This window comes from Sphaerotilus natans, from assembly GCF_900156335.1.
In the GTDB taxonomy this organism is placed as follows: domain Bacteria; phylum Pseudomonadota; class Gammaproteobacteria; order Burkholderiales; family Burkholderiaceae_C; genus Sphaerotilus; species Sphaerotilus natans.
Genome location: NZ_FTMZ01000011.1, coordinates 66297 through 91251 on the forward strand (window position 1 = coordinate 66297; position 24955 = coordinate 91251).

General features: G+C 71.3%; 23 protein-coding genes. 10 read left to right on the plus strand and 13 right to left on the minus strand.

The genetic code is table 11. The features are described 5' to 3' along the window. Positions 1-26: 26 nt before the first annotated feature. A complete protein-coding gene (locus BW996_RS11360; protein WP_241462005.1) occupies positions 27-1685 on the minus strand; it encodes an acyl-CoA synthetase in 1659 nt (552 codons plus the stop codon). Between the two features lie 150 nt (positions 1686-1835). On the opposite strand from BW996_RS11360, the gene BW996_RS11365 reads away from it, so the two are divergent. Together BW996_RS11365 and BW996_RS11370 are read left to right on the plus strand one after the other, a co-directional pair. Next, on the plus strand, positions 1836-3431 hold the full coding sequence (locus BW996_RS11365) for a hybrid sensor histidine kinase/response regulator (protein WP_051632046.1): 1596 nt from the start codon (positions 1836-1838) through the stop codon (positions 3429-3431). 41 nt (positions 3432-3472) lie between these two features. Further along, positions 3473-4189 (plus strand): response regulator transcription factor, encoded by a 717-nt coding sequence (locus tag BW996_RS11370; protein WP_037483194.1) that lies wholly within the window; start codon positions 3473-3475, stop codon positions 4187-4189. Here BW996_RS11370 and fdhD read toward each other — a convergent pair. Continuing rightward, positions 4176-5063: a formate dehydrogenase accessory sulfurtransferase FdhD gene (gene fdhD / locus BW996_RS11375; RefSeq protein WP_051632045.1), complete on the minus strand. Its 888-nt coding sequence runs from the start codon at positions 5061-5063 to the stop codon at positions 4176-4178. The genes BW996_RS11370 and fdhD overlap by 14 nt on opposite strands. 131 nt (positions 5064-5194) lie before the next feature. Between fdhD and BW996_RS11380 the strand changes: the two genes are divergently transcribed. Beyond that, positions 5195-5746, plus strand: coding sequence for a dihydrofolate reductase family protein (locus BW996_RS11380; RefSeq protein ID WP_037483191.1), 552 nt, complete (start codon positions 5195-5197; stop codon positions 5744-5746). A gap of 113 nt (positions 5747-5859) precedes the next feature. Beyond that, entirely contained in the window at positions 5860-7530 is a 1671-nt protein-coding gene (locus BW996_RS11385; protein ID WP_076458903.1) for a S8 family peptidase, read from the plus strand. On the opposite strand, the gene BW996_RS11390 is transcribed toward BW996_RS11385, so the two are convergent. From BW996_RS11390 to BW996_RS11410, 5 genes are read right to left on the minus strand one after another with little or no spacing between them, the layout of a single operon-like run. Next, positions 7493-7777, minus strand: a complete 285-nt coding sequence (locus BW996_RS11390; RefSeq protein WP_037483189.1) for a formate dehydrogenase subunit delta — start codon at positions 7775-7777, stop codon at positions 7493-7495. The genes BW996_RS11385 and BW996_RS11390 overlap by 38 nt on opposite strands. After that, complete coding sequence (gene fdhF, locus BW996_RS11395) at positions 7774-10695, minus strand: formate dehydrogenase subunit alpha (RefSeq protein WP_081838179.1); 2922 nt, start codon at positions 10693-10695, stop codon at positions 7774-7776. The genes BW996_RS11390 and fdhF overlap by 4 nt, the downstream gene beginning before the upstream one ends. After that, positions 10692-12311, minus strand: coding sequence for an NADH-ubiquinone oxidoreductase-F iron-sulfur binding region domain-containing protein (locus BW996_RS11400; RefSeq protein WP_076458904.1), 1620 nt, complete (start codon positions 12309-12311; stop codon positions 10692-10694). The genes fdhF and BW996_RS11400 overlap by 4 nt, the downstream gene beginning before the upstream one ends. Further along, positions 12308-12769: an NAD(P)H-dependent oxidoreductase subunit E gene (locus tag BW996_RS11405; RefSeq protein WP_051631697.1), complete on the minus strand. Its 462-nt coding sequence runs from the start codon at positions 12767-12769 to the stop codon at positions 12308-12310. The genes BW996_RS11400 and BW996_RS11405 overlap by 4 nt, the downstream gene beginning before the upstream one ends. 37 nt (positions 12770-12806) lie before the next feature. Beyond that, entirely contained in the window at positions 12807-13811 is a 1005-nt protein-coding gene (locus tag BW996_RS11410; RefSeq protein ID WP_076458905.1) for a LysR family transcriptional regulator, read from the minus strand. A gap of 101 nt (positions 13812-13912) precedes the next feature. Here BW996_RS11410 and BW996_RS11415 point away from each other — a divergent pair, with 101 nt between their 5' ends. After that, complete coding sequence (locus tag BW996_RS11415; RefSeq protein WP_139330845.1) at positions 13913-14485, plus strand: hypothetical protein; 573 nt, start codon at positions 13913-13915, stop codon at positions 14483-14485. 27 nt (positions 14486-14512) lie between these two features. On the opposite strand, the gene apbC is transcribed toward BW996_RS11415, so the two are convergent. From apbC to BW996_RS11430, 3 genes are all read right to left on the minus strand, one after another. Beyond that, complete coding sequence (gene apbC / locus BW996_RS11420) at positions 14513-15607, minus strand: iron-sulfur cluster carrier protein ApbC (RefSeq protein ID WP_037479696.1); 1095 nt, start codon at positions 15605-15607, stop codon at positions 14513-14515. A gap of 49 nt (positions 15608-15656) precedes the next feature. Next, positions 15657-17513 (minus strand): sensor domain-containing diguanylate cyclase, encoded by a 1857-nt coding sequence (locus BW996_RS11425; RefSeq protein WP_162177960.1) that lies wholly within the window; start codon positions 17511-17513, stop codon positions 15657-15659. Between the two features lie 117 nt (positions 17514-17630). Continuing rightward, positions 17631-17954, minus strand: a complete 324-nt coding sequence (locus BW996_RS11430) for a 2Fe-2S iron-sulfur cluster-binding protein (protein WP_037479698.1) — start codon at positions 17952-17954, stop codon at positions 17631-17633. 76 nt (positions 17955-18030) lie between these two features. Here BW996_RS11430 and metG point away from each other — a divergent pair, with 76 nt between their 5' ends. Continuing rightward, entirely contained in the window at positions 18031-20100 is a 2070-nt protein-coding gene (metG, locus tag BW996_RS11435) for a methionine--tRNA ligase (RefSeq protein WP_037479700.1), read from the plus strand. Between the two features lie 24 nt (positions 20101-20124). Here metG and BW996_RS11440 read toward each other — a convergent pair whose 3' ends face one another. After that, complete coding sequence (locus BW996_RS11440) at positions 20125-20679, minus strand: isochorismatase family protein (protein ID WP_037479702.1); 555 nt, start codon at positions 20677-20679, stop codon at positions 20125-20127. A gap of 112 nt (positions 20680-20791) precedes the next feature. Here BW996_RS11440 and BW996_RS11445 point away from each other — a divergent pair, with 112 nt between their 5' ends. Beyond that, a complete protein-coding gene (locus BW996_RS11445) occupies positions 20792-21400 on the plus strand; it encodes a PH domain-containing protein (RefSeq protein ID WP_037479704.1) in 609 nt (202 codons plus the stop codon). Here the strand turns inward: BW996_RS11445 and BW996_RS21700 are convergent. Beyond that, positions 21385-22002, minus strand: a complete 618-nt coding sequence (locus BW996_RS21700) for a TetR/AcrR family transcriptional regulator (protein WP_051631698.1) — start codon at positions 22000-22002, stop codon at positions 21385-21387. The two genes, BW996_RS11445 and BW996_RS21700, sit on opposite strands and share 16 nt — an antisense overlap. A 113-nt stretch (positions 22003-22115) precedes the next feature. On the opposite strand from BW996_RS21700, the gene BW996_RS11455 reads away from it, so the two are divergent. Further along, positions 22116-23843 carry a tannase/feruloyl esterase family alpha/beta hydrolase gene (locus tag BW996_RS11455; RefSeq protein WP_051631706.1) on the plus strand — a complete coding sequence of 576 codons (1728 nt, stop codon included), beginning with the start codon at positions 22116-22118 and terminating at the stop codon, positions 23841-23843. Positions 23844-23869: 26 nt separating this feature from the next. Beyond that, positions 23870-24439, plus strand: a complete 570-nt coding sequence (locus tag BW996_RS11460; protein ID WP_139330846.1) for a DUF3237 domain-containing protein — start codon at positions 23870-23872, stop codon at positions 24437-24439. On the opposite strand, the gene BW996_RS11465 is transcribed toward BW996_RS11460, so the two are convergent. Next, positions 24440-24637: a DUF2256 domain-containing protein gene (locus tag BW996_RS11465; protein WP_076458906.1), complete on the minus strand. Its 198-nt coding sequence runs from the start codon at positions 24635-24637 to the stop codon at positions 24440-24442. Between BW996_RS11465 and BW996_RS11470 the strand changes: the two genes are divergently transcribed. Further along, on the plus strand, positions 24561-24857 hold the full coding sequence (locus BW996_RS11470) for a hypothetical protein (protein WP_162177959.1): 297 nt from the start codon (positions 24561-24563) through the stop codon (positions 24855-24857). The two genes, BW996_RS11465 and BW996_RS11470, sit on opposite strands and share 77 nt — an antisense overlap. The last annotated feature ends 98 nt before the right edge of the window (positions 24858-24955 follow it).

Sequence of the window (24955 nt, forward strand, 5' to 3'; positions counted from 1 at the left end):
CGTCCTGTCGTGTTGCGGTGCCCGGCTCAGCCGATGGCCGAGGCCGACTTCATCTGCTGGCGCAGCATGAACTTCTGGATCTTGCCGGTCGAGGTCTTGGGCAGCGTGCCGAAGACCACGCGCTTGGGCACCTTGTAGCGCGCCATGTGCTGGCGGCAGTACTCGACGATCTCCTCCTCGCTGCACTCGGCGCCCTCGCGCAGCTCGATGAAGGCGCAGGGCACCTCGCCCCACTTCGGGTCCGGCGCGGCGACGATCGCCGCCACCATCACCGCCGGGTGGCGGTAGAGCACCTCCTCGACCTCGACGCTGGAGATGTTCTCGCCGCCGGAGATGATGATGTCCTTGCTGCGGTCCTTGATCTTGACGTAGCCGTCCGGGTGCATCACCGCCAGGTCGCCGGTGTGGAACCAGCCGCCGCGGAAGGCCTCGGCGGTCGCCTCGGGGTTCTTCAGGTAGCCCTTCATCACCAGGTTGCCGCGGAAGAAGATCTCGCCCATGGTCTGGCCGTCGGCCGGCACCGGCTGCATCGTCTCGGGATCGAGCACCGCGATGGCTTCCTGCATCGGATAGGCCACGCCCTGGCGGGCATTGAGCTCGGCACGCTCGCCGATCGGCAGCTTTTCCCAGCCATCCTGGCGCACGCAGACCGCCGCCGGGCCGTAGACCTCGGTCAGGCCGTAGACATGGGTGATGTCGATGCCGATGCGCTCGCAGCCCTCGATGATCGCCGCCGGCGGCGCCGCACCCGCGATCAGGCCGTGAATCGGGTGATCGATGCCGGCGCGCAGCTGCTCGGAGGCGTTGATCAGCAGGCCGTAGACGATCGGCGCGCCGCACATGTGGGTGACGCGGTGCTCGCGGATCAGCGGGAAGATCAGCGTCGGATCGACCCGGCGCAGGCACACGCTGGTGCCGGCCTGCAGCGCCATCGTCCACGGGAAGCACCAGCCGTTGCAGTGGAACATCGGCAGCGTCCACAGGTAGACGGCGTGGCGCGGCATCGCCCAGGTGACGACGTTCGAGGTGGCGTTCAGGTAGGCGCCGCGGTGGTGGGTGACCACGCCCTTCGGGTTGCCGGTGGTGCCGCTGGTGTAGTTCAGCGCGATCGCGTTCCACTCGTCCGACGGCAGCTGCCAGGCAAAGGCCGGATCGCCCTCGGCCAGGAAGTCCTCGTACTCCTTCTCGCCGAGGAACTCGCCGCCCTCGAACAGCGCATCGGCCACATCGATGACCAGCGGCTTCGGGCCGGTCATCAGCGCCAGCGCGCGGCGGATGGTCGAGGAGAACTCGCGGTCGGTCAGCAGCACGCGGGCCTCGCCGTGATCGAGCTGGAAGGCGATCGCCTCCGGATCAAGACGCGTGTTCAGGGTGTTGAGCACCGCCCCGGCCATCGGCACGCCGAAATGGGCCTCGAACATCGCCGGGGTGTTGGGCAGCATCGCCGCCACCGTCTGGCCGGCGTGGACGCCGCGGCGCTGCAGGGCGCTGGCGAGCTGGCGGCAGCGCCGGTAGGTGGTGGCCCAGGTCTGGCGCAGCAGGCCGTGCACCAGGGCGATGCGCTCCGGATGAATGGCGGCGGTGCGGGCCAGGAAGCTCAGCGGCGACAAGGCCACGAAGTTGGCGGCCTGGCGCTCCAGGCCCTCGTCATAAGGCATCGCGCCGGCGTGTCCGGTCACTGGCATGGCATCTGTCTCCGTTGGTCATTCAACGGAGGCGCATCTTCCCGAGTGACTTTTTCAACACCTCGGAGCAAATGTATCGAATCTTGGCGAGCCTGCGATGCGGGTGCATCCGGAAGCTCGGGGTCAGCTCGCTGCCTAGAATGGGCCGGGATGGATCCGCTGCTTCCCCATTCCGAACCCGACCCCGAATCGGCACCGCGCGAAGCGCTGCTGGCCGAGCTGCGCCTGAGCGAGGCGCGGCTGCGCCTGATCTTCGACAACGTGCCCGCGCTGATCGGCTACTTCGACCAGAACCATGTCTACCAGTACGCCAACAAGGGCTATACCGACTGGTTCGGACGGGGTCGCGACATCGCCGCCGGGCGGCCGATCATCGACGTGCTGCCCCCCAAGGTCTATGCGGTGGTGATCCCGCATGTGGTGCAGGCGCTCAAGGGCAGTCGCCAGCGCTACGAGTACGAGATGGAGCGCGAGGACGGCCGCATCGTCAACGCCCGCACCGAGCTGGTGCCGGAGTTCGGGCCCGACGGCGAGGTGCTGGGCTGCTTCGTGCTGTCGGTCGATGTCAGCGAGGTCAAGCAGGCGCAGGTGGCGGTGGCCCAGGCGCAGAAGATGGAGGCGGTCGGACAGCTCACCGGCGGCATCGCGCACGACCTGAACAACATGCTGGCGGTGATGATCGGCAATCTGGCCGCGCTGCGTGACCGCCATCCGGGCGATCCGGAGCTGGCCGAGTTCCTGACCCCGGCGCTGAAGGCCGCGCACAGCGGCGCCGACCTGATCCGCCGGCTGCTGACCTTCGCGCGCCAGCAGCCGCTGGCGCCGCGCGCGGTCGATGTCGGCGAGGTGGTGGCCGATGCCGCGCAGCTGCTGGTGCGCTCGCTGCCGGACTCGGTGCGGCTGCTGACCTCGCTGGCGGCGCCGCGCCAGCGCCTGATCGCCCGCACCGACGCGCATCAGCTCGAGAGCGCGATCCTGAACCTGGCGATCAACGCCCGCGACGCCATGCCCGAGGGCGGCGAGCTGCGCATCGAGACCGACGAATGCCTGCTCGACACCGCCGAGGCGGCCGAGGCCGAGGTGCTGCCCGGGCGCCATGTGCGCATCCGCGTCACCGACACCGGCATCGGCATGGACGAGGCCACGCAGGCGCGTGTCTTCGAGCCCTTCTTCACCACCAAGCGCTTCGGCCAGGGCAGCGGCCTGGGGCTGTCGATGGTCTACGGCTTCGTGCACCAGTGCGGCGGCGGCGTGCTGCTGCACAGCCGCCCCGGCGCCGGCACGCAGGTGACGCTGCTGCTGCCGGCGCTCGACGAATCGGCGATCGTGCGTGCGCCCGTCGGCCAGAGCCTGCGGGCGACGCCTGATCCGGAGACCGCACCGGCCCGGCCCGGCCGGCCGCTGGTGCTGCTGGTCGACGACCAGGCCGAGCTGCGCCGCATCGTGCGGCGCCAGCTGGTCGCGCTCGGCCATCCGGTGATCGAGGCCGGCGACGGCGACGAGGCCCGCGAGATCCTCGATGCGGTGCCCGACATCGGCTTGCTGATCACCGACATCGTCATGCCCGGGCGCACCGACGGCCGGGCGCTGTGCCGCCACGCCGCGCGCGCCCGGCCCGGGCTGCGCATGCTGCTGATCAGCGGCTATTCCGACGAGCAGCCCGGACTGCAGGATCCCTGGCCGCTGCTGCGCAAGCCCTTCACCCCGGAAGAGCTGGAATCCGTCATCGAGGAGACCTTGAGATGACCCCGACGAGCCTCAGGGGCTCACCCCACATGAACACGCCCATGAGCCGGTCGCCCGGAGAGGGCACGCGCATCCTGATCGTCGAGGACGACGCCGAGGTGGCGCGGCTGCTCCAGACGGTGCTGCGCGACTTCGGCTTCGAGACGCATGGCTGCCGCAGCGCCGCCGAGACCCGCCAGCAGCTCGCGCTGCAGGTGCCCGACCTGTGCATTCTCGACCTCGGCCTGCCCGACGGCGACGGCATGGAGCTGATGCAGGAGATCCAGCGCCGCCATGACTGCGGCCTGCTGATCCTGAGCGGCCGCGCCTGGATCGGCGACCGGGTCATGGGCCTGGAGCTGGGCGCCGACGACTACGTGACCAAGCCCTTCGAGCCGCGCGAGCTGGTCGCGCGGGTGCGCAGCATCCTGCGCCGGCGCGGTCAGGGCAGCGACGAGCGCGGCCCGCAGCTGGCGCGCTTCGGCAACGGCTGGACCTTCCAGCCCGACACCAACCTGCTGCGCAGCGCCAGCGGCCAGGAATGGACGCTGAGCTCGGGCGAGGCACGGCTGCTGGCGACCTTCCTGCAGCGGCCCAACCGCATCCTCGCGCGCGAGCAGATCTGCGGCGACCCCGACCTCTCGCCGCTGGACCGCAGCATCGACGTGCGCATCTCGCGGCTGCGCCGCAAGATCGAGACCGATCCGCACAACCCGAAGATGATCCGCACCGTCTACGGCGCGGGCTATCTCTTCGCCAGCGAGGTCAGCTGGAACTGACCGGGACAGGCGCCGGCGTGGTCAGCAGCCGGCTGGCGTGGCTGTAGGCCACCGCCCGGTCGCCCCGCACGAAGCCGGCCAGCACCAGACCGGCGGCCTCGGCGGTGCGCACCGCCAGCCCGGTCGGCGCCGACACCGCCGCCAGCAGGCCGAAGCCGGCATGCGCGGCCTTGTAGACCATCTCGTAGCTGGCGCGGCTGGTGACGACGACGAAGCCCGCGGCCGGATCGGTGCCGGCACGCGCCAGCGCGCCGATCAGCTTGTCGAGCGCGTTGTGGCGGCCGACATCCTCGCGCACCAGCAGCACCTCGCCGTCGGGCGCGCACCAGGCGGCGGCATGGGTCGCGCCGGTGGCCTGCTGCAGCGTCTGGTGACGCGGCAGCGCCGCCATCGCGCGCTCCAGCGCCGCGGCCTCGACCGCGATGCAGGCGGCCTCGCGGCCCACCGGGCGCACCGCCTCGGCCAGGCTCTCGGTGCCGCACAGGCCGCAGCCGGTGCGCCCGGCCAGCGTGCGCCGGCGCTCCTTCAGCCGCATGAAGCAGCGCAGCGTCACCTTCAGCTCGACCGACAGCCCGCGCTCGGTGGTGCCCGCCAGCGCGACGCTCTCGCCCAGGTCGGCAGGCAGGATCTCGGCGTCGAGCAGATCGTCGGGCGAATCGATGATGCCCTCCGACAGCGAGAAGCCCAGCGCGAAGTCCTCCAGGTCGGCCGGCGAAGCCAGCATCACCGCATGCGAGATGCCGTTGTAGACCAGCGCGACCGGCAGCTCCTCGGCCAGCGTCTCGACATGCGGCTCGCGCCGGCCGGCCTGCAGGCGCTCGACCGGCCGGGGTCCGCTCGGATCGGGCAGGAATTCGTGATCGTCTTCATGCATGGCGGCGATTCTGGCATCGGCATCGTGTCACGGTGTCGACGCGGAGATCTGCATCCGGATCCAGAAAAGCCCCGCGAATGGAGGATGATCGCGGGTTCGCAAGATCGATACTCCGAAGTCCGGCCTGACGCATGAAACCCCGCTGCTCCCTGTTCCTCGCCACCACGCTCGATGGCTACATCAGCCGCCCCGACGGCCGCATCGACTGGCTCGACGAAGCCAACCGGCGCATCCCGCCCAGCGAGGACTGCGGCACCGCCGACTTCCTGGCCACCGTCGACGCGGTCGTGATGGGCCGCGGCACCTTCGAGCTGCTGCTGGGCGACGGCGTCTGGCCCTATGGCAGCCGGCCGGTGCGGGTGATGAGCCGCCGGCCGCTGCTCATTCCCGAGGCGCTGCGCGCCACCGTGCAGGCCAGCACGGCCCCCCCGAAGGCGGTGCTCGAGGAGCTGGGCCGGCTCGGCGCGCGCCATGTCTACGTCGACGGCGCGCGGCTGCTGGCCGCCTTCCTGGCCGAGCGCCTGGTCGACGAGATCACGCTGACGGTGGTGCCGGTGCTGATCGGCCAGGGCCGGCCGCTGGGCGGGCCGCTGCCGGCCGATCTGAAACTCTCGCTGGTGTCGACCCGCGCCTACGGCTTCGGATTCATGCAGCAGCGCTACCGGGTCGATCCGGCCGCCTGACGCGGAGCGTGACATTCTTCGCAGCAACACCCGCTGCGAACCCCGCCGGGACCGCAACCGGAAAAGCCGGGAATTCACTTTCTTTTGCGCAGATCGAAATCCTCTGATTGCCCATGAGCCCCGAGGACATCGAGATGCCAGAGAAGTCGGACTGCGCCCTCGCCCACACCCTTGCCCGATTCCGCCCCTGGCACACCACCCTGGCGACGCTGGGGCTGGGAGTGCTGCTGTCTGCCTGTGGTGGCGGCGCGGACGAGCCCCGCCCGGCCCCCGGCAGCGAACCGCAGCGGCTGATCGTGCAGCTGCACCCGGCGGCGATCGCGGCCGATGAGGCCGGCCGGGCCCGCGCGCTGCAGGCCGAAGCCGGCACGCTGCAGCAGCGCACCGAAGCCGCCATCCAGGCCCAGAGCCTGCGGCTGCTGGGCCCAGGGGACCCGCAGGCCAGGCTGCATTTCTCGCGCATCTGGCCCGGCTTCACCGTCGAGGTGGCCGCAGGCGAGGCTGAAGCGCTGCAGCAGCGCCTCGAACAGGATCCGGCCGTGCTCTCGGTATTGCCCGACACGCTGGTGTCGACCGGACAGACCACCTCGGAACGCTCGCTGACCGAGTTCGGCCACTGGGGCCTGGACCGCATCGACCAGCGCCGGCTGCCGCTGAACCAGCGCCTGAGCACCTCGACACGCGGACAGGGCGTGACCGTCTTCGTGCTCGACTCCGGCATTTCCGCCCACCAGCAGTTCGGCGACCGACTGGCGCCCGGCACCGACCACGTCCGCGACGGCCACGGCAGCGCCGACTGCCGTGGCCACGGCACCCATGTGGCGGGCACGATCGGCGGCAGCGTCGCCGGGGTCGCACCGGGCACCACGCTGGTGTCGGTGCGGGTGCTGGGCTGCGACGGCTCGGGACCGATCAGCCAGGTACTGGCCGGCATCGACTGGATCCTGACCCGCCAGGAACGCCCGGCCATCGTCAACATGAGCCTGGGAGCCAATGCGTACCCGATGCTGGACGAAGCGGTGCGCAGTCTGCTGCTGGCGGGCTTCCATGTGGTGGTCTCGGCGGGCAACGAGAACACCAACGCCTGCCTGCGCTCGCCGGCGCGGGTGCCGGCTGCGATCACGGTCGGCGCCAGCGACAACGCGGACAAGCGCGCGTCCTTCTCGAACTTCGGCAGCTGCGTCGACCTGCTGGCACCGGGTCTGTGGGTGTCGGCGCCGGACTGGCGCAGCCCGACCGCGGAGCGGCTGCTCAGCGGCACCTCGATGGCCGCACCCCATGTGGCCGGCACGCTGGCGCTGCTGCTGGAATCGCGCCCGACGCTGACTCCGACGCAGCTGACGCAGCAGCTGCTGGCGCAGGCCACGCCATCGGTGCTGGCGCAGCTCTCGGGCAGCCCGAACCGGCTGCTGTTCGCCGGCAGCGCCACCGCGCTGAAGTTCCCGCCCGCGCACGAGCTGAACATCGGCCTGCTGCAGGGCGATACCGCCGTCAGCAAGGGCCGCTGGACGGCACGCGCCACGGTGCGCGTCGTCAATGCCAGCGGCAAGCCGATGGGCGGCGTCAAGGTCAGCGGCCTGTTCCAGGGCGCGACCACCCCGGTGAGCTGCAGCACCGCGGCCAGCGGCCTGTGCACGCTGGTCTCGCTGTCGCAGGCGGCGACCGTGGCCCAGCTGTCGGTCGCCGTGCAGGCGCTCGAAGGCGGGGCCTTCACCTACCGGCGCGAGCGCGACCAGGCCCGCGCGATCACGATCCAGCGGCCGAAGGTGCTGGCGCCGCGCTGAGCGGCTCGAGCCGCCCGCGCCGCGTCAGCACCGCCTCGCGCACCAGCGGCGCCAGTCCCTCGCCCTGCGACGGCCCGTCGAGGTGGACATAGAGCCCGCGGCGCATGCGCGGCTCCCAGAACTTCGCCAGATGCTGGGCGATGCCGTCGAGCGCCTCCTCGCGATCGGCAAAGGCTGCGAAGAACTCGCCGATGCGGTTGGCCAGCCGCACCAGCGTCGCGGCGCTGTCCACAGTGACGGTGCTCATCGGGCGTGCTCCGGCAGCAGGCCGTGCTGCAGGCGGTCGAAGTCGGCGAAGTCGCGCTGCCAGCCGCTGGCCTGCGTGACGCGGCTGACCTGCACCGCCGTCACCTTGTACTCGGGGCAGTTGGTCGCCCAGTCGCTCGAATCCGTGGTGATGACGTTGGCGCCGGACTCGGGGAAATGGAAGGTGGTGTAGACCACGCCCGGCTGCACCCGCTCGGTGACGGTGGCGCGCAGCACCGTCTCGCCGGCGCGGCTGGTGATGCCGACCCAGTCGCCGTCCTTCACGCCGCGCTCCTCGGCGTCATGCGGGTGGATCTCCAGCCGGTCCTCCTCGTGCCAGCGGCTGTTGGCGGTGCGCCGCGTCTGCGCGCCGACGTTGTACTGGCTCAGCACCCGCCCGGTGGTCAGGATCAGCGGGAAGCGCCGCGTCACCCGCTCGTCGGTCGGCACGTACTGCGTCGGCAGGAAGCGCCCCCGCCCGCGCACGAAGCCGCCGACGTGCATGATCGCCGTGCCGGCCTCGTCGGTGGTCTCGTTGCAGGGCCACTGCACGCTGCCCAGGCGCTCGATCTTCTCGAAGCTCACGCCCGCGAAGCTGGGGGTGAGTGCGGCGATCTCGTCCATGATCTGCGACGGGTGCGTGTAGTGCATCGGGTAGCCCAGCGCGTTGGCGAAGGCCTGCGTCACCTCCCAGTCCGCCTTGCCCGAGAGCGGCGGCATCACCTGGCGCACGCGGCTGATGCGGCGCTCGGCGTTGGTGAAGGTGCCGTCCTTCTCCAGGAAGGACGCGCCCGGCAGGAAGACGTGGGCGTACTTGGCTGTCTCGTTCAGGAAGATGTCCTGCACGACCACGCATTCCATGCTGGAGAGCGCCGCCGCGACATGCTGCGTGTTCGGATCGGACTGCGCCGGGTCCTCGCCCTGCACGTAGAGCGCCTTGAACGAGCCTTCCAGCGCCGCGTCCAGCATGTTGGGGATGCGCAGGCCCGGCTCGGGGCTGAGCGTCACGCCCCAGGCGGCGTCGAACTGCGCGCGCACCGTGCTGTCGCTGATGTGGCGGTAGCCGGGCAGCTCGTGCGGGAAGCTGCCCATGTCGCAGGAGCCCTGCACATTGTTCTGGCCGCGCAGCGGGTTCACGCCCACGCCCTCGCGCCCGACCATGCCGCAGGCCATCGCGAGGTTGGCGATGCCGATCACCATCGTCGAGCCCTGGGCGTGCTCGGTCACGCCCAGGCCGTAGAAGATCGCGCTGTTGCCGCCCTGCCCGCCACCCGCATAGAGCCGCGCCGCGCCGCGCACCACCTCGGCCGGCACGCCGCTGACCGCCTCGAAGGCCTCGGGCGAGTTCTCGGGGCTCGACACGAAGTCGCGCCACTGCTGGAAGCTCTTGGGGTCGCAGCGCTCGGCCACATAGGCCTCGTTCACCAGCCCCTCGGTGACGACCACATGCGCCAGCGCGGTGATGACGGCCACGTTGGTGCCGGGTTTCAGCTGCAGGTGGAAGTCGGCATGGATGTGCGGCGCATCCACCAGGTCGATGCGGCGCGGATCGACCACGATCAGCCGCGCGCCCTGGCGCAGCCGCTTCTTCAGCCGCGACGCGAAGACCGGATGCCCCTCGCTCGGGTTGGCGCCGATGACCATCACCACATCGGTGTGCTCGACCGACTTGAAGGTCTGCGTGCCCGCCGAGGTGCCGTAGGTCTGGCCCAGGCCGTAGCCGGTCGGGCTGTGGCAGACGCGGGCGCAGGTGTCGACGTTGTTGTTGCCGAAGGCGGCGCGGATCAGCTTCTGCACGAGGTAGGTCTCCTCGTTGGTGCAGCGGCTCGACGTGATGCCGCCGACCGAATCGCGGCCGTAAGTCGACTGGATGCGGCGGAACTCGCCCGCGGCGTGGTTCAACGCCTCGTCCCAGCTCACCTCGCGCCACGGGTCGGTGATCTTGTCGCGCACCATCGGTTTCGTCAGGCGGTCCTTGTGCGTCGCGTAGCCCCAGGCGAAGCGGCCCTTGATGCAGCTGTGGCCTTCGTTGGCCTTGCCGTCCTTCCACGGCACCATGCGCACGACCTGCGTGCCCTTCATCTCCGCCTTGAACGAGCAGCCCACGCCGCAGTAGGCGCAGGTGGTGATGACGCTGTGCTCGGGCTGGCCGAGCTCGATCACCGTCTTCTCGGTCAGCGTCGCGGTCGGGCAGGCCTGCACGCAGGCGCCGCAGGAGACGCACTCGCTCTGCATGAACGGCTCGTCCATGCCGGCGGCCACCCGCGACTCGAAGCCGCGGCCCGAGATCGTCAGCGCGAACGTGCCCTGCACCTCCTCGCAGGCGCGCACGCAGCGGTTGCAAACGATGCACTTCGACGGATCGTAGGTGAAGTACGGGTTCGACTCGTCCTGGGCGTGCGCCAGATGGTGGCGACCGGTGATGCCGGCCACCGCGCGGTCGCCGACGCCGTAGCGCACGTTGCGCACGCCGACCACGCCGGCCTGGGTCTGCAGCTCGCAGTCGCCGTTGGCCGCGCAGGTCAGGCAGTCGAGCGGGTGGTCGCTGAGGTAGAGCTCCATCACGCCCTGGCGCAGCTTCTGCAGCCTGGGGCTTTGCGTGCGCACCGTCATGCCGGCCTCGGCCGGCGTGGTGCAGGACGCGGGCGTGCCGCGCCGGCCCTCGATCTCGACCAGGCACAGCCGGCATGAACCGAAGGGCTCCAGCGTGTCGGTGGCGCAGAGCTTGGGCACCTGGATGCCGGCGTCGATGGCCGCGCGCATCAGCGAGGTGCCCTGCGGCACCGTGACCTGGAAGCCGTCGATGCTCAGCGTGACCGTCTCGGCGGCGAGGCTGGCCGGCGTGCCGCGGTCGATCTCGGGCTGGCGGCAGGCGTCCAGCGTCTTGACCGCCTGGATCGGAATGACGGGGTGGTTCATCGCGTCGTCTCCTCGGCGGGTGCGGCGAGCGGCGCCGCCTCGAGGCCGAAGTCGGCCGGATAGTGGTCCAGCGCCGACAGCACCGGATAGGGCGTCATGCCGCCCATCGCGCACAGGCTGCCACCGATCATCGTGTCGCAGAGGTCGCGCAGCAGCTCGACCTGCTGCGCGCGCACCTGCGGGCGCTCGCGGTTGAGCACGATGCGGTCGATCACCTCGACGCCGCGGGTCGAGCCGATGCGGCAGGGCGTGCACTTGCCGCAGGACTCCAGCGCGCAGAATTCCATCGCATAGCGCGCCAGCCCCGCCATGTCCGCGCGGTCGTCATGCACGACCACGCCGCCGTGGCCGACCACCGCGCCGATGGCCGCATAGGCCTCGTAGTCCAGCGGCACGTCCCACTGCGGCTCGGGCACATAGGCGCCCAGCGGCCCGCCGACCTGGATCGCCTTGACCGGCCGCCCGCTGGCGGTGCCGCCCCCGAAGCCGAAGACCAGCTCGCGCAGCGTCAACCCGAAGGCCTTCTCGACCAGCCCGCCGTGGCGGATGTTGCCGCCGAGCTGGAAGGGCAGCGTGCCGTGCGAGCGCCCGACGCCGTAGCCGCGGTAGAAGTCGGCGCCGCGCGCCAGGATGGTCGGCACCGCGGCGAAGGTCAGCACGTTGTTGATGACGGTCGGGCGGCCGAACAGGCCTTCGATCGCCGGCAGCGGCGGCTTGGCGCGCACGACGCCGCGCCGGCCCTCCAGGCTTTCGAGCATCGCCGTCTCCTCGCCACAGACGTAGGAGCCGGCGCCCATGCGCACCTGCAGCCGGAACGCCCGACCCGAGCCCGCCACGTCCGCGCCCAGCCAGCCCGCGGTCTCGGCGCGCGCCACCGCCTCGCGCAGCATTGCCACCGCGTGCGGGTACTCGGAGCGGATGTAGACATAGCCCTCGGCGGCGCCCACCGCCAGCGCGGCGATCGCCATGCCCTCGATCAGCAGGAAGGGATCGCCCTCCATCAGCATGCGGTCGGCGAAGGTGCCGGAGTCGCCCTCGTCGGCGTTGCAGACCACGTATTTGGTCTGGCCCTCGGCGTGCGCGACCGTGCGCCACTTGATGCCGGCCGGAAAGGCCGCGCCGCCGCGCCCGCGCAGGCCGGAATGCGTGACCTGACGCAGGATGTCGGCCGGCGTCATCGCGGCCGCCGCCTTCAGCCCGGTCCAGCCGCCGTGCGCGGCGTAGTCGTCGAGCGAGAGCGGATCGGTGACGCCGACCCGCGCGAAGGTGAGCCGCTCCTGCAGGGCCAGATACGGCATCTGCGCGGCGATGCCCTGGCGCAAGGGATGCGCGCTCGCCTCGCCGCGCGCCTCGGCGCACAGGGCCGGCCACAGCGCCGCCACGTCCTCGGGCATCACCGGCCCGAAGACGACGCGTCCGAGCGGCGTGTCGACCTCGACCAGCGTCTCCAGCCACAGCAGCCCGCGCGAGCCGTTGCGCACCAGCGCCAGCGGCACGCCCTGGGCGGACGCGCGCGCCTGCAGCGCGTCGGCCACCGCATCGGCGCCCACCGCCAGCGCGGCGCTGTCACGCGGCACCCATAGCCGCAGCGGCGCCGTCTCCATCATCGTTGTCATGCGGCGTCTCCTTCGAGCAGCGCATCGAGCCGCGCCGGCGTCAGCCGCGCATGCAGCCGCGCGCCGATCATGCCGGCGGGCGACTGCGCGCACAGGCCCAGGCAGTAGGCCGGCTCCAGCGTGTCGCGCCCTTGCGCCTCGACCGCCGCCTGCGCATGCGCCCACAGCGCCTCGGCGCCCAGGGCGCGGCAGGCCTCGGCGCGGCAGATCTGCACCACGCGGCCGCGCGGCGGCGTGGTGCGGAAGTGGTGATAGAAGCTGACGACGCCGTGCACCTCGGCGCGCGAGAGGTTCAGCGCGCGCGCGATGGGCGGCAGCGCCGCTGGCGGCACGAAGCCGAGCCGGTCCTGCAGCGCATGCAGGATCGGCAGCAGGGCGCCAGCCTGGCCGGCGTGCGCGGCCAGCACCTGGTCCAGCGCCGTCTGCTGCGGCGCGTCGAGGGGGGGGCTTGTCTCCATGCGCCGATCATCGGGCGGGCGCCCCGGCGCTGTCCAATCACGTCGGTGAACCGTCCGATAGCGGCGCTGAATGATGCACCGCAGCATCCATCGCATCCACGGCCTCGGTGCCGCCGACCTCGACCGTCTCGTGCCACCAGCGGGCGTCGGCCACGCAGCCCAGCGCGGCCTGCTGCGCCAGCGACAGCCGGCCGCCCTGCGGCGCCAGCAGGCCCATCGTCACCGTGACCTCCGGCTCGACCAGCGGCACGATCTCCAGCTGCGCGTCGCGCCGGGCCTGGCCGGCCAGCACACCGGGCATGACGCTGGCGGCCACCGCGCCCTCGTGCACCGCCAGCAGCAGCGCCAGCACCGAGTTGGTCTCGAAGACCGGCCGCACCGCCACGCCCGCCTGCGCGAAGGCCGCATCGACGATGTGGCGGTTGTGCATCTCCGGCGTCAGCAGCCCCAGCGGCAGCGCGGCGGCCTCGCGCCAGCGCATCGGCGCGATCCGCCGGCGCCGGCCCGCGCCGGACGGCTCGCGCCGGCGCAGCAGCACATGGCGCTCGCGGTAGGACGCCGCCACCCGCGCGCGCACGCCGCGCTCGCCGATGCGGTCGGCGTAGCCCAGCGCCAGGTCGATCGACAGCTCCTCCAGCCCGGTCTCGATCTCGGGCGAACTGAGCGAGCGCAGCGTCGGGCGCAGCGCCGGATGCGCCGCGCGCAGCCGCGCCACCAGCCGCGCGGCCACCGGCAGCGCGGTCGGCACGCAGGCCAGCAGCAGCGGCCCGCCGGGCGCGGCGCGCGCCTGGCCGAGCTCCTGGCGCAGCGCCTCGCGCTCGTGGAGCATGCGGTGCGCGCTGGCCAGCACCCGCTCGCCCTCGGGCGTCAGGCCCTCGTACTGGCGGCCGCGGCGCACGATGGTCACGCCGAACTCCTGCTCGAGCGCGCGGATCGCGTTCGACAGCGCCGGCTGGGTGATGTGGCAGGCCTCGGCGGCGCGGCCGAAGTGGCGCGCCTGCGCCAGCGCGCTGAGGTAGCGCATCGCGTCGAGCAGGTTCATGGCGCGATTCTGAGGGCCGGCTTGCCGCTGCGGGTCAGTCCCGACGCCAAGATGTATCCCGACGCTATAGTCGGCGACCAAATCGAAAGAATCAGGAGCCCATGAAACCGTCTGCCTTTGCCTTCGCCCCTGTGCGTCGCCGCCCGCGCCTGCTGCGCACGCTCGTGGTGCTGAGCCTGGTGATGGGCAGCCTTCTGGCCGGCCCGGCGCGAGCGGCCCCCGGCAGCGACGCGTCCGAGGCAGGACCTGAGCGTATCGGCGGCAGCGGCAATGGCAGCCGCGGCGCGACCCTGCTGCGGGTGCACGCGACCCGCAGCCACATGCACTGTCCGCTGCCTGGACGGCAGCAGCGCCTGATCGGCATCGACTCGCCGGCCGAGTGGGAGGACACCCTCGAGCAGCAGGGCGAGGTCGCCGCGCTCGGCCGCAAGGTGCGCTGGAGCCGCGAGCGGGTGATCATCTTCGCCGCCGACATGCAGGGCCGCCAGGCCGAGGCGGTGCGGCTGGAGTCGCCGGCGCGGGTGATCCGCCTCAGCGGCGGCGTGCTGTACTGGCCGGTGCGCAAGCGCGTGATGGACGATCAGCAGCCGCGCCAGGTGCGGCCCTGCGTGATGGCCATCATCGACCGCGCCTTCTGGCACCGCATCCGGGTGGTGCCGACGCGGCCGCTGTGAGCGCAGCCGGCATCGGCACGGTCCGCCTCAGGTCGACTTCGAGACGGTGATCGTCGGGAACTTCGACGAGTAGTCCTTGGCCTTGTCGGCGATCTTGATCGCCACGCGGCGGGCGACGCCGCGGTAGAGCGCGGCGATCTCGCTGTCGGGCTCGGCCGCCACCGTCGGGCAGCCGGCGTCGGCCTGCTGGCGGATCGACAGGTTCAGCGGCAGGCTGCCGAGGTGGTCGATGCCGTATTCGGCCGCCATGCGCTTGCCGCCGTCGGCGCCGAAGATGTGCTCGGTGTGGCCGCAGTTCGGGCAGCAGTAGACCGCCATGTTCTCGACCACGCCCAGGATCGGCACGCTGACCTTCTCGAACATCTTCAGGCCCTTCTTCGCGTCGAGCAGCGCGATGTCCTGCGGCGTGGTCACGATGACCGCGCCGGTGACCGGCACCTTCTGCGCCAGCGTGAGCTGGATGTCGCCGGTGCCCGGGGGCATGTCGACGATCAGGTAGTCGAGGTCCTTCCAGTTGGTCTGGCGCAGCAGCTGCTCCAGCGCCTGGGTGGCCATCGGGCCGCGCCAGATCATGGCCTGGTCGTTGTCGACCAGGAAGCCGATCGACATCACCTGGATGCCGTGGCCGACCAGCGGCTCCATCGTCTTGCCGTCGTAGCTCTCGGGCCGCGCGCCAGTGATGCCCAGCAGCATCGGCTGGCTCGGGCCGTAGATGTCGGCGTCGACGATGCCCACGGTGGCGCCCTCGGCGGCCAGCGCCAGCGCGAGGTTGACGGCGGTCGTGCTCTTGCCGACGCCGCCCTTGCCGGAGGCGACCGCCACGATGTTCTTCACGCCCGGCAGCAGCTGCACGCCGCGCTGCACCGCGTGCGCGGTGACCTTCCAGCTGATGTTGGCGCTGACATTGCCGACGCCGGGCAGCGTGCGCACCGCATCGATCAGCGCACGGCGCAGACCGTCGACCTGGCTGCGCGCCGGGTAGCCCAGCTCGATGTCGAAGGCGACATCGCTGCCGTCGACCTTCAGGTTGCGCAGCTGCTTGCCGGTGACGAAGTCCTTGCCGGTGTTGGGGTCGACCACGGTCTGGATCGCGGCGCGGACGGTGTTCTCGTTCAGGGACATGACGGGAGGGCTTCGGGAGAGACGTCGAGGAAAGGCGCAGGCGCGCGGCTCACGGCGCGCCCGCGGCGGCGGTGCGCAAGTCTATCGCCACCCGGTTTCTCCCGCTGCGCTTGGCCTGGTAGAGCGCCTCGTCGGCCTCGCGCAGCATCGCGATGCCATCGGCCGCATCGCGCGGCACCCGGCAGCACAGCCCGAGGCTGGCGGTGACCGCCACCGGGCCGGCCACGCTGTCGACCGGCCGCTCGGCGATCACCAGGCGGATGCGCTCGGCCAGCGCCAGCGCCTGCTGCGGGGGCAGGCCGGGCAGCAGCGCGATGAACTCCTCGCCGCCATAGCGCGCCAGCAGCGCCTGCACGCCGTCCTGCCCGGCCAGCAGCATCGCCACGCGCCGGGCCACCTCGCGCAGGCAGTCGTCGCCGGCCGGGTGGCCGAGCGTGTCGTTGATGCGCTTGAAATGGTCGAGGTCGAGCAGCAGCACGCCCAGCGGCCCTGCGCTCGCGATCGCACGCTGCACCGCGCCGGCGTGGCGCTCGTCGAAATGGCCCCGGTTGGCCACGCCGGTCAAGGCATCGGTGCGACTGGCCTGCTCCAGGCGCCGGTTGAGCTGCTCGAGATCGCGGGTGCGCTCGGTCACCCGCTGCTCCAGGCGCTCGTTGGCGCGGCGCTGGGTGGCCATCGCCTCGGCCTGGGCCTGCTCGCGCAGCCGGCGTTCATGCTGCAGCCGCCCGGCCAGCGACAGCGACAGCAGGATGACCTCCAGCGCGGTGCCGACCTGGGTGGCATGCTCGGTCAGCCCATTGCGCGGCAGCAGCCCGAACTTGCTGGCCGCCAGCACCAGACCGCCCGCCAGCACCAGGAACCAGGCCAGCAGGAAGATGCGCGCCGGCGCAAAGCCCTCGCGGCCGCGCAGCGCCGACACCCCCAGCGCGCCGAACATCGCCACCACCGCACAGCCGATCGCCAGCCGGATCGCCATCGGATACGGCAGCACGAAGGCCGACAGCAGCGCCAGCAGGCACAGCCAGGCGGTGGCCTGCGGCAGCCGCAGCATCCAGCCGCCGCGTTGCGCCAGCGCCAGGAAATCGATCATGAAGAAGGACGCGCTGGTGACCGCCAGCGCCAGGAAGACCACGATCGCGCGGTCGTTCCACTGCGTCGCCTCGGGCCACAGGTGCTGGAAGGCCAGCCCGCCGATCGAGGCCTGGAAGCTGGCGATCGCCGCCACCCACAGCACATACCAGAGGTAGACGCGCTCGCGCATCACCCGCCACAGGAAGAAGTTGTAGGCCAGCATGCCCAGCATCACGCCCAGATAGAGGCCCTGCACCAGCTGGTCGAGCTGCTCGCCGGCCAGGAAGGCCTGCTCGGTCCAGAGCTGCGCCGGCAGCTGCACCGCGCTGCTGGTGTGCACGCGCACCAGGGCCCGCACCACCTCCTGACCCGGCGCGGCCCGCGGCAGCGGCACGATGAAGTGACGATGCGGCACCGGACGCTGATGGAAAGGCTGCTTGTCGCCCAGCCGCCAGTGGCCGCGCTCGATCCCGTCGCGGTCGAACAGCCGGATCTCGACCCGGTCCAGCACCGGGTAGGCCAGCGCCAGATGGCTCCAGCGCCCGCCGCCGGGCGGCGGCGTCCAGCGCAGGTCGAACCACCAGGCCGAATCGGAATAGCCCAGATTGGGCGCACCGGCCGGCAGCGCGCGCCAGCCCGGCGCGGCCAGCACCTGCGCGGCATCGAGTGCGCCGGAGACATCCTCCAGCACCCGCATCTGTGGCTCGGTCGGCGAGGCCGCCGGCACGGCGCGCGCAGGCAGCGGCCACAGCAGCAGCGCCAGCAGCAGCGCGATCAGCAGCCGCAGCGCCGGCCACGACAGCGCCGCCAGTCCCCGAGGACCGACACTCGCCATCCCGCCTGATCGACTCCGCACTGCCATCGACACCTTCCCGCGACCGGCCCGATTGGACCTGCGGCCGGCGCGATGAAATCGGCCGATGACCGGGGCGATCGGCCGTCGTCTCGGACTTCAGCGCGGTGCGGTGCGCGGATCCAGCGTGGCGTCGATCGCCACGTCGCCGTCGGCCAGCGCGACGCAGGGCAGCGTCCAGCCGCCCTCGGCGCGCTCCTCCAGGCTCAGGCCGGGCCAGTCGATGCGGTAGCGCAGATTCGCCTCGCCGGCCGTGACCCGGCACAGGCAGACCCGGCAGGTGCCGTTGCGGCAGGAACTGCGCAGCCGCAGGCCCGCGGCGCGCGCGGCCTCCAGCAGCGACTGGCCCGGCGCCACCGGCAGCCGCAGACCCAGCCGGGTGAGCGTCAGCACCGGTTCGGACGGGGGGATCGGGGTCGTCATGCGGCAACGATATCAGGAGCGGCAGGCCTAGAATCGGCGGCTTTCTTCCGCCACGAGCGCCCCCCGGAACGCCACCATGACCCGCCAGCTCTTCGTCACCACCGCCCTGCCCTACGCCAACGGCAAGTTCCACATCGGCCACATCATGGAGTACATCCAGGCCGACATCTGGGTGCGGTTCCAGCGCATGCGGGGCCACCAGGTGCATTTTGTCGGCGCCGATGACGCGCACGGCGCGCCGATCATGATCGCCGCCGAGAAGGCCGGGAAGACGCCGCAGCAGTTCGTCGCCGACATCGCTGCCGGCCGCAAGGAATACCTCGACGGTTTCCACATTTCCTTCGACAACTGGCACTCGACCGACGGCGTCGAAAACCACGAGCTGGCGCAGGACATCTACCGCGGCCTGCGCGACAACGGCCTGATCGAGGTCCGCGCCATCGAGCAGTTCTTCGACCCCGAGAAGGGCATGTTCCTGCCCGACCGCTTCATCAAGGGCGAGTGCCCGAAGTGCGGCGCCAAGGACCAGTACGGCGACTCCTGCGAATCCTGCGGCGCCGTCTACAGCCCGACCGAGCTGAAAAGCCCGTATTCGGCGCTGTCGGGCGCCACGCCGGTGCTCAGGACCAGCGACCACTACTTCTTCAAGCTGTCGGACCCGCGCTGCGTCGAGTTCCTGCAGAACTGGACCACCGAGCCGGGCAAGCTCCAGCCCGAGGTGCTCAACAAGATCAAGGAGTGGTTCACCAAGGATGAAGAAGGCCAGGGCGGCCTGGGCGACTGGGACATCAGCCGTGACGCGCCCTACTTCGGCATCGAGATCCCGGACGCGCCGGGCAAGTACTTCTACGTCTGGCTGGACGCGCCGATCGGCTACCTCGCCTCGCTGAAGAACTGGTTCGACAAGGGCGGCCCGGCCGCGAAGTACGGCGACACCCGCAGCTTCGCCGAGTTCATGGCCTCGCCCGAGATCGAGCAGTACCACTTCATCGGCAAGGACATCACCTACTTCCACACGCTGTTCTGGCCGGCGACGCTGCACTTCTCGGGCCGCAAGACGCCCGACAACGTCTTCGTGCACGGCTTCATGACCGTCAACAACGGCGAGAAGATGAGCAAGAGCCGCGGCACCGGCCTGGATCCGCTCAAGTACCTGTCGCTGGGCATGAACCCCGAGTGGCTGCGCTACTACATCGCCGCCAAGCTCAACTCGCATGTCGAGGACGTCGATTTCAACCGCGACGACTTCACCGCCCGCGTCAACGCCGACCTGATCGGCAAGTACGTCAACATCGCCTCGCGCGCGGCCGGCTTCATCAGCAAGCGCTTCGGCGGCAAGCTGAGCAGCGATGTCGGCGTCGAGGGCCGCGCGCTGCTCGACACGCTGCGCGCGCACCGCGACACGGTGACGGGCCTGTACGAGGCGCGCGAGCTGGCCAAGGTGCTGCGCGAGATCATGGCGCTGGCCGACCGCGTCAACGAGTACGTCGACCAGAACAAGCCCTGGGAGATCGCCAAGCAGCCGGGTCAGGACGCCGTGCTGCAGGACGTCTGCACCGTCTGCATCGAGGCCTTCCGCCTGCTGACCATCTACCTCAAGCCGGTGCTGCCGGCGCTGGCCGCCCAGGTCGAGGCCTTCCTGCAGGTCGCGCCGCTGGACTTCGCGGACGCCGAGCGCGCGCTGGGCGCGCACGCCATCGGCAGCTATCAGCACCTGATGCAGCGCGTCGATCCGAAGCTGCTCGAAGAACTCTTCGCCGCGCCCGAGCCCGAGAAGATCGTTCCCGGCGGCGAGGACATCGCCCCCGAGATCAAGATCGACGACTTCACCAAGGTCGACCTGCGCGTGGCGAAGATCGTCAAGGCCGAGACGGTGGACGGCTCGACCAAGCTGCTGCGCCTGACGCTCGACGCCGGCGAAGGCCGCACCCGCAACGTCTTCTCCGGCATCGCCTCCGTCTACAAGCCCGAGGATCTGGAAGGCAAGCTGACCGTGATGGTCGCCAACCTCGCGCCGCGCAAGATGAAGTTCGGCATCAGCGAAGGCATGGTGCTGGCCGCCAGCGACGCCGACGAGAAGAAGAACCCCGGCATCTTCGTGCTGGAGCCCTTCCCCGGCGCGCAGCCGGGGATGCGCATCCGCTGACGGCCGGCGCCGCTGCGCCGCCAGTCAACGCACCAGCGGCAGCAGCGCCCGGAAGTCCGCGGTGCCAGCGCGCTCCAGCCACTCGTAGATCACCATCTCGGTGGTGACGAGCTCGGCGCCGTGGCGGGCCAGCCGCGCCAGGCCCGCCTCCCGGTTCGCCCGGGTGCGCGAGGCGCTGGCGTCGGCCACCACCGCCAGCGCGAAGCCGGCCTCGATCAGGCCCAGGCCGGTCTGCAGCACGCAGATGTGCGCCTCCATGCCGGTCAGGACGATCCGGTCGCGCCCGAAGCCGCGCAGCCGCTCCAGGAAACCCGGCTCGCGGGTGGCGCCGAAGTGGATCTTCTCGATCACCGTGGCGCCGGCGGCGGCCATCGGCGCCTGCAGCGGCTCGACCGTCGCGCCCAGGCCCTGCGGATAGTGCTCGGTCACCAGCACCGGCACCTGCAGGTGCTGCGCCGCCTGCAGCAGCCGGCGGTTGTTCGCCACCGCCGCCGCACCCTCGTCGATCGCCGGCGCCAGCAGCGCCTGCACATCGACCACCAGCAGCAGCGAGCGCCGCACATCGATCGTCGTCGGCATCGTCCTTGTCCTTTCCGCGGTCCTGTCGTGATCGGACTATGCTGCGCTGCCGCGCCCGTCGCGGCCCATCGGTGATTTCTCCAATGATTTCTCCAGTTCCGGGAGACTGCGCATGTTCAAGAAGCTCGCCTCCGAAGCCCTCGGCCTGAGCGACATCGGCACCATCATCCAGCCCAAGGACTACGGCAGCGTCGACGCCGACGACTACCTCTTCCACGAGGACGGGGAGAAGATCTTCTTCCTGATCAAGTCGCGCAAGGACGAGTACTGCTTCACCAACCTGGCGCTGATCCATGTCGACGGCGACTCGGCGGTGTCCTCCAAGCGCACCATCCGGCGCCATGACTACGCCGACGCGCGCATCGAGCGCGTCACCATCGAGACCGCCGGCACCGTCGACATGGACGTGGAGCTGAAGTTCTCGATCGGCGGCACCGCCTTCAGCATCGACGTGCGCAAGCAGTTCCTCGAGCAGCTCAAGGATGTCTACAAGGCGCTGATCGCCATCGGCCGGCTGCAGGCGCGCGACGAGGACAATCGCAGCCACGCCTTCAAGGTGCTCGGCGCGATGTCGTCGATGTACCGGATCGGCCAGGTCGGCCTGCCGCGCGATCTGCCCGACCAGTTCAACGCGCTGCTCGACAATCTCAACGAGGCGGTGCATGTGCGCCACACCCGGCGCGACTTCGGCGAGGTGTTCAGCCGCTACATCCACGGCTGAGCGTCACCGCCCAGCATCCGCACCCACTGGCGCGCCAGCGCGGCCGGGCTCAGCCCGCCATCGGGCCGGTACCAGAGCCGGGTGCCGTTGAGCGCCACCAGCAGGTTGAGCCGCAGCACCCGGCGGTCCAGATCGGCCGGCAGGGGCAGCGCCTCGACCAGCTGCGCCCACAGCGCCTCGTACTGGCGCCGCAGCGGCGCCAGCACCGCATGCACCGGGCCGTCGCGCGGCGCCATCAGCCCCTGGCCGGTGACGCGGGCGATCGGGTCCCCGCCGAGCATCTCCTGCAGATGCGCCGCCAGCGCGGCCTCCAGCCGCGGCCACGGCCCCTCGACGCCGGCGAGCGCACGCTCGACCACCGCCTGCATGCGCAGGTAGCCGGTGCGGTGCACCTCCAGGTAGAGCGCCTCCTTCGACTCGACATGGTGGTAGACCGAGCCCGCCAGGATGCCGGCCTCCTCGGCGATCTGGCGCAGCGTGGCGGCCTTGAAGCCACGCGCGTCGAACACCCGGGCCGCCGCCTGCAGCAGATGCTGCTTGCGCGCGGAGGGCTCGGGGGCGGCATCGGCCGGCGCGGCGAGAGGCAGATCGGGATCAGGCATGGAGCGCGATTCTAGGCAGAGCGGATCTGCGGGTTTGTGCGCATGGAAGCGTTTCCCGTCGCTGCCTACAGTCGCGCCACGAAGAACCAAACAATTGTTAGGTCACAGAGATGATGCCTGCTGTCTCGCCCTCGCCCATCCGTCCGCTTCCTCTGGCACTGGCTGCCGCCGCGCTGCTGGGCGGGTGTGCCGGCCTGCCCGGTCCGGCCAGCCCGGCGGCGCCCGTCACCCCGATGGCCGCGGCCCGGCCCGGCGCGCTGCAGCAGTGCGCCGAGCTGGCCGCGAGCTTCCGCTTCGCGCACACCCGCCTCACCGCCGCCGAGCCGGTCGCTGCCGACGCGCTGAAGATCGCCGGCCAGCCGGTGGGCGCGCACTGCCGGATCACCGGCGTGATGCACGAGCGCACCAGCCCGGTCGACGGCCAGCGCTACGCGATCGGCTTCGAGATGCGCCTGCCGCAGGCCTGGAACGGCCGCTTCCTCTACCAGGCCAACGGCGGCCTGGACGGCCTGCTGGTGCCCGCCACCGGGCCGGTCGGCGGCCGCGGCGGCCTGACCAACGCGCTGCAGCAGGGCTTCGCGGTGATCAGCTCGGACGCCGGGCATGACGTGAAGCAGCTGCCGCTGTTCGGTCTGGACCCGCAGGCGCGCCTCGACTACGGCTATCAGGCCGTGGCCAAGCTCACGCCGATGGCCAAGGCGCTGGTCGCGGCCGGCTACGGCCGACCGGCGGATCGCGCCTACTTCAGCGGCTGCTCCAACGGCGGGCGTCATGCCTTCGTGACCGCCGCGCGGCTGCCCGAGGCCTATGACGGCATCCTGGCCGGCGCGCCCGGCTACAACCTGCCGCAGGCGGCGGTCGCGCAGATTCACGGCGCACAGCAATTCGCCCGCGTCGCCACCGATCCGAAGGACCTGAAGACGGCGATCACGCCCGCCGAGCGCCAGTTCTTCGCGCAAAAGCTGCTGGCACGCTGCGACACGCTCGACGGCGTGGCCGACGGCATGGTGCAGGACGTGGCCGCCTGCCAGAAGGCCTTCGACCTGCAGCGCGACGTGCCCGCCTGCGACGGCAACACCCGCACCGGCCAGTGCCTGACCGGCGCGCAGAAGACCGCGCTGGGCCAGGTGCTGGCTGGCGCCCGCGACTCGGCGGGCCGGGCGCTCTACACGAGCTTCCCGGCCGACCCCGGCTTCGTGTCCGAGGACTGGGCCAACTGGAAGTTCGTCTACTCGGTGAGCAACCGCGATCCGGTCGCGCTCGGCTACGTCTTCATGGTGCCGCCGGCGCCGAAGGAGATGCTGAAGGACACGCTCGGCTATGCGCTGAGCTTCCATCTGGACCGCGACGCCCCCGGCATCTTCCGCACCGATGCGACCTTCACCGAATCGGCGATGCAGTTCATGACGCCACCGAAGCCGGCCGAGCTCGGCGCGCTGCGCGCACGCGGCGCCAAGATGCTGGTCTGGCACGGCACCAGCGATGGCGTGTTCTCCACCGACGCCAGCGTCGCCTGGTACCGGGACCTGCAGAAGAACAGCGGCGGCGATGCCAGCGACTTCGCGCAGCTCTACCTGGTGCCCGGCATGAACCACTGCGGCGGCGGCCCCGCGACCGACCAGTTCAATCTGCTGCAGCCGCTGGTGGACTGGGTGGAAAAGGGCCAGGCCCCCGCCGGGGTGACCGCCCAGGTGCGCGGCCCCGGCAACCCCGGCGGCGCCAACACCGAGCTGCCTGCGGGCTGGTCGCCCGAGCGCAGCCGCCCGCTGTGCGCCTGGCCGAAGGTCGCGCGCTACGCCGGCGGCGACCTCGAGCGCGCCACGAGCTTCCGCTGCGAATGAGCCCGAACCCGCCCCAGGAGACCACCATGCCCGCCCCCCTCGCATCCGGCCGACGCCACTGGCTGCTCGGCGCCGCGGCAGCCGCGACCGCCGCCGCCCTGCCCGCCCAGGCGCAGCCCGCCGCCACGCCCGTGCCGCCCGCCTCGCCGCTGGGCACCGACGTGCCGATCAGCGCGCCGCGCACCGAGTTCGTCTACGAATCGATCGTCGACATCGCCGACATGGTGACGATCGGCCCGGGCCCGCTGGGCGAGCGCCGCATCGTGCCGATCACCGGCGGCGAGTTCGCCGGCCCCGGCCTGAAGGGCACGGTGCTGCCCGGCGGCGCCGACCGCCAGCTGGTGCGCCGCGACGGCGCGCGGCTGCTCGACGCGCTCTACGAGCTGAAGACCGACGACGGCGCGATCATCACCGTGCACAACCAGGTGCTGGTGCGCACCGCGCCGGGCCAGCCGCGCTACGCCGCCTCGCACATCCACCTGAGCGCGCCCGACGGCAAGTACGGCTGGCTCAACGACTGCGTCTACACCGGCACGCTCGACAGCCTGCGCCCGAAGCGCAACGCGGTGCTGATCCGGGTGTTCCGGATCGTCTGATCAGGATCGCCTGAGCGCGGCCGGCGCACGCCGGCAGGCCTCGGAGCAGTACTTCACCTCGTCCCAGCAGCGCGCCCAGGCGCGCCGCCAGCTCATCTCGCGTCCGCAGGCGGCACAGGGCTTGCTCGGCAGGCTGGACTTGTTGCCGCGAAAGCCGCGCGGCGACGACGATGACGAGGAAGGTGAACGCGAGGACATGACCGATCCAGAGACACGGCGCCCATCGTCGGTGATCCGGCCCGAGCGGGCATCGGCGCACGCGCATTCACCGATCCTCAGCCGCACCATCGCGATGCACAATCGCGACACCATGCACGCGGTGCCCCGCCCGAAAGACGCCGTCCGGCCCCTGAGCCGGCGCCGGCGCTTCATCGCGCTGCGTCACCACTGCGGCCCGCCGGCGCGCGCTTCCCGCTGACCCCTCGACCGCCTCGGCGGGCGCCTTTCCCGCCCGAGGCTCCGTCCCGTCTCCGGAGTGCCCGCGTGAAGTCCCGTTCCCTGTCCACCCTGTCCGAG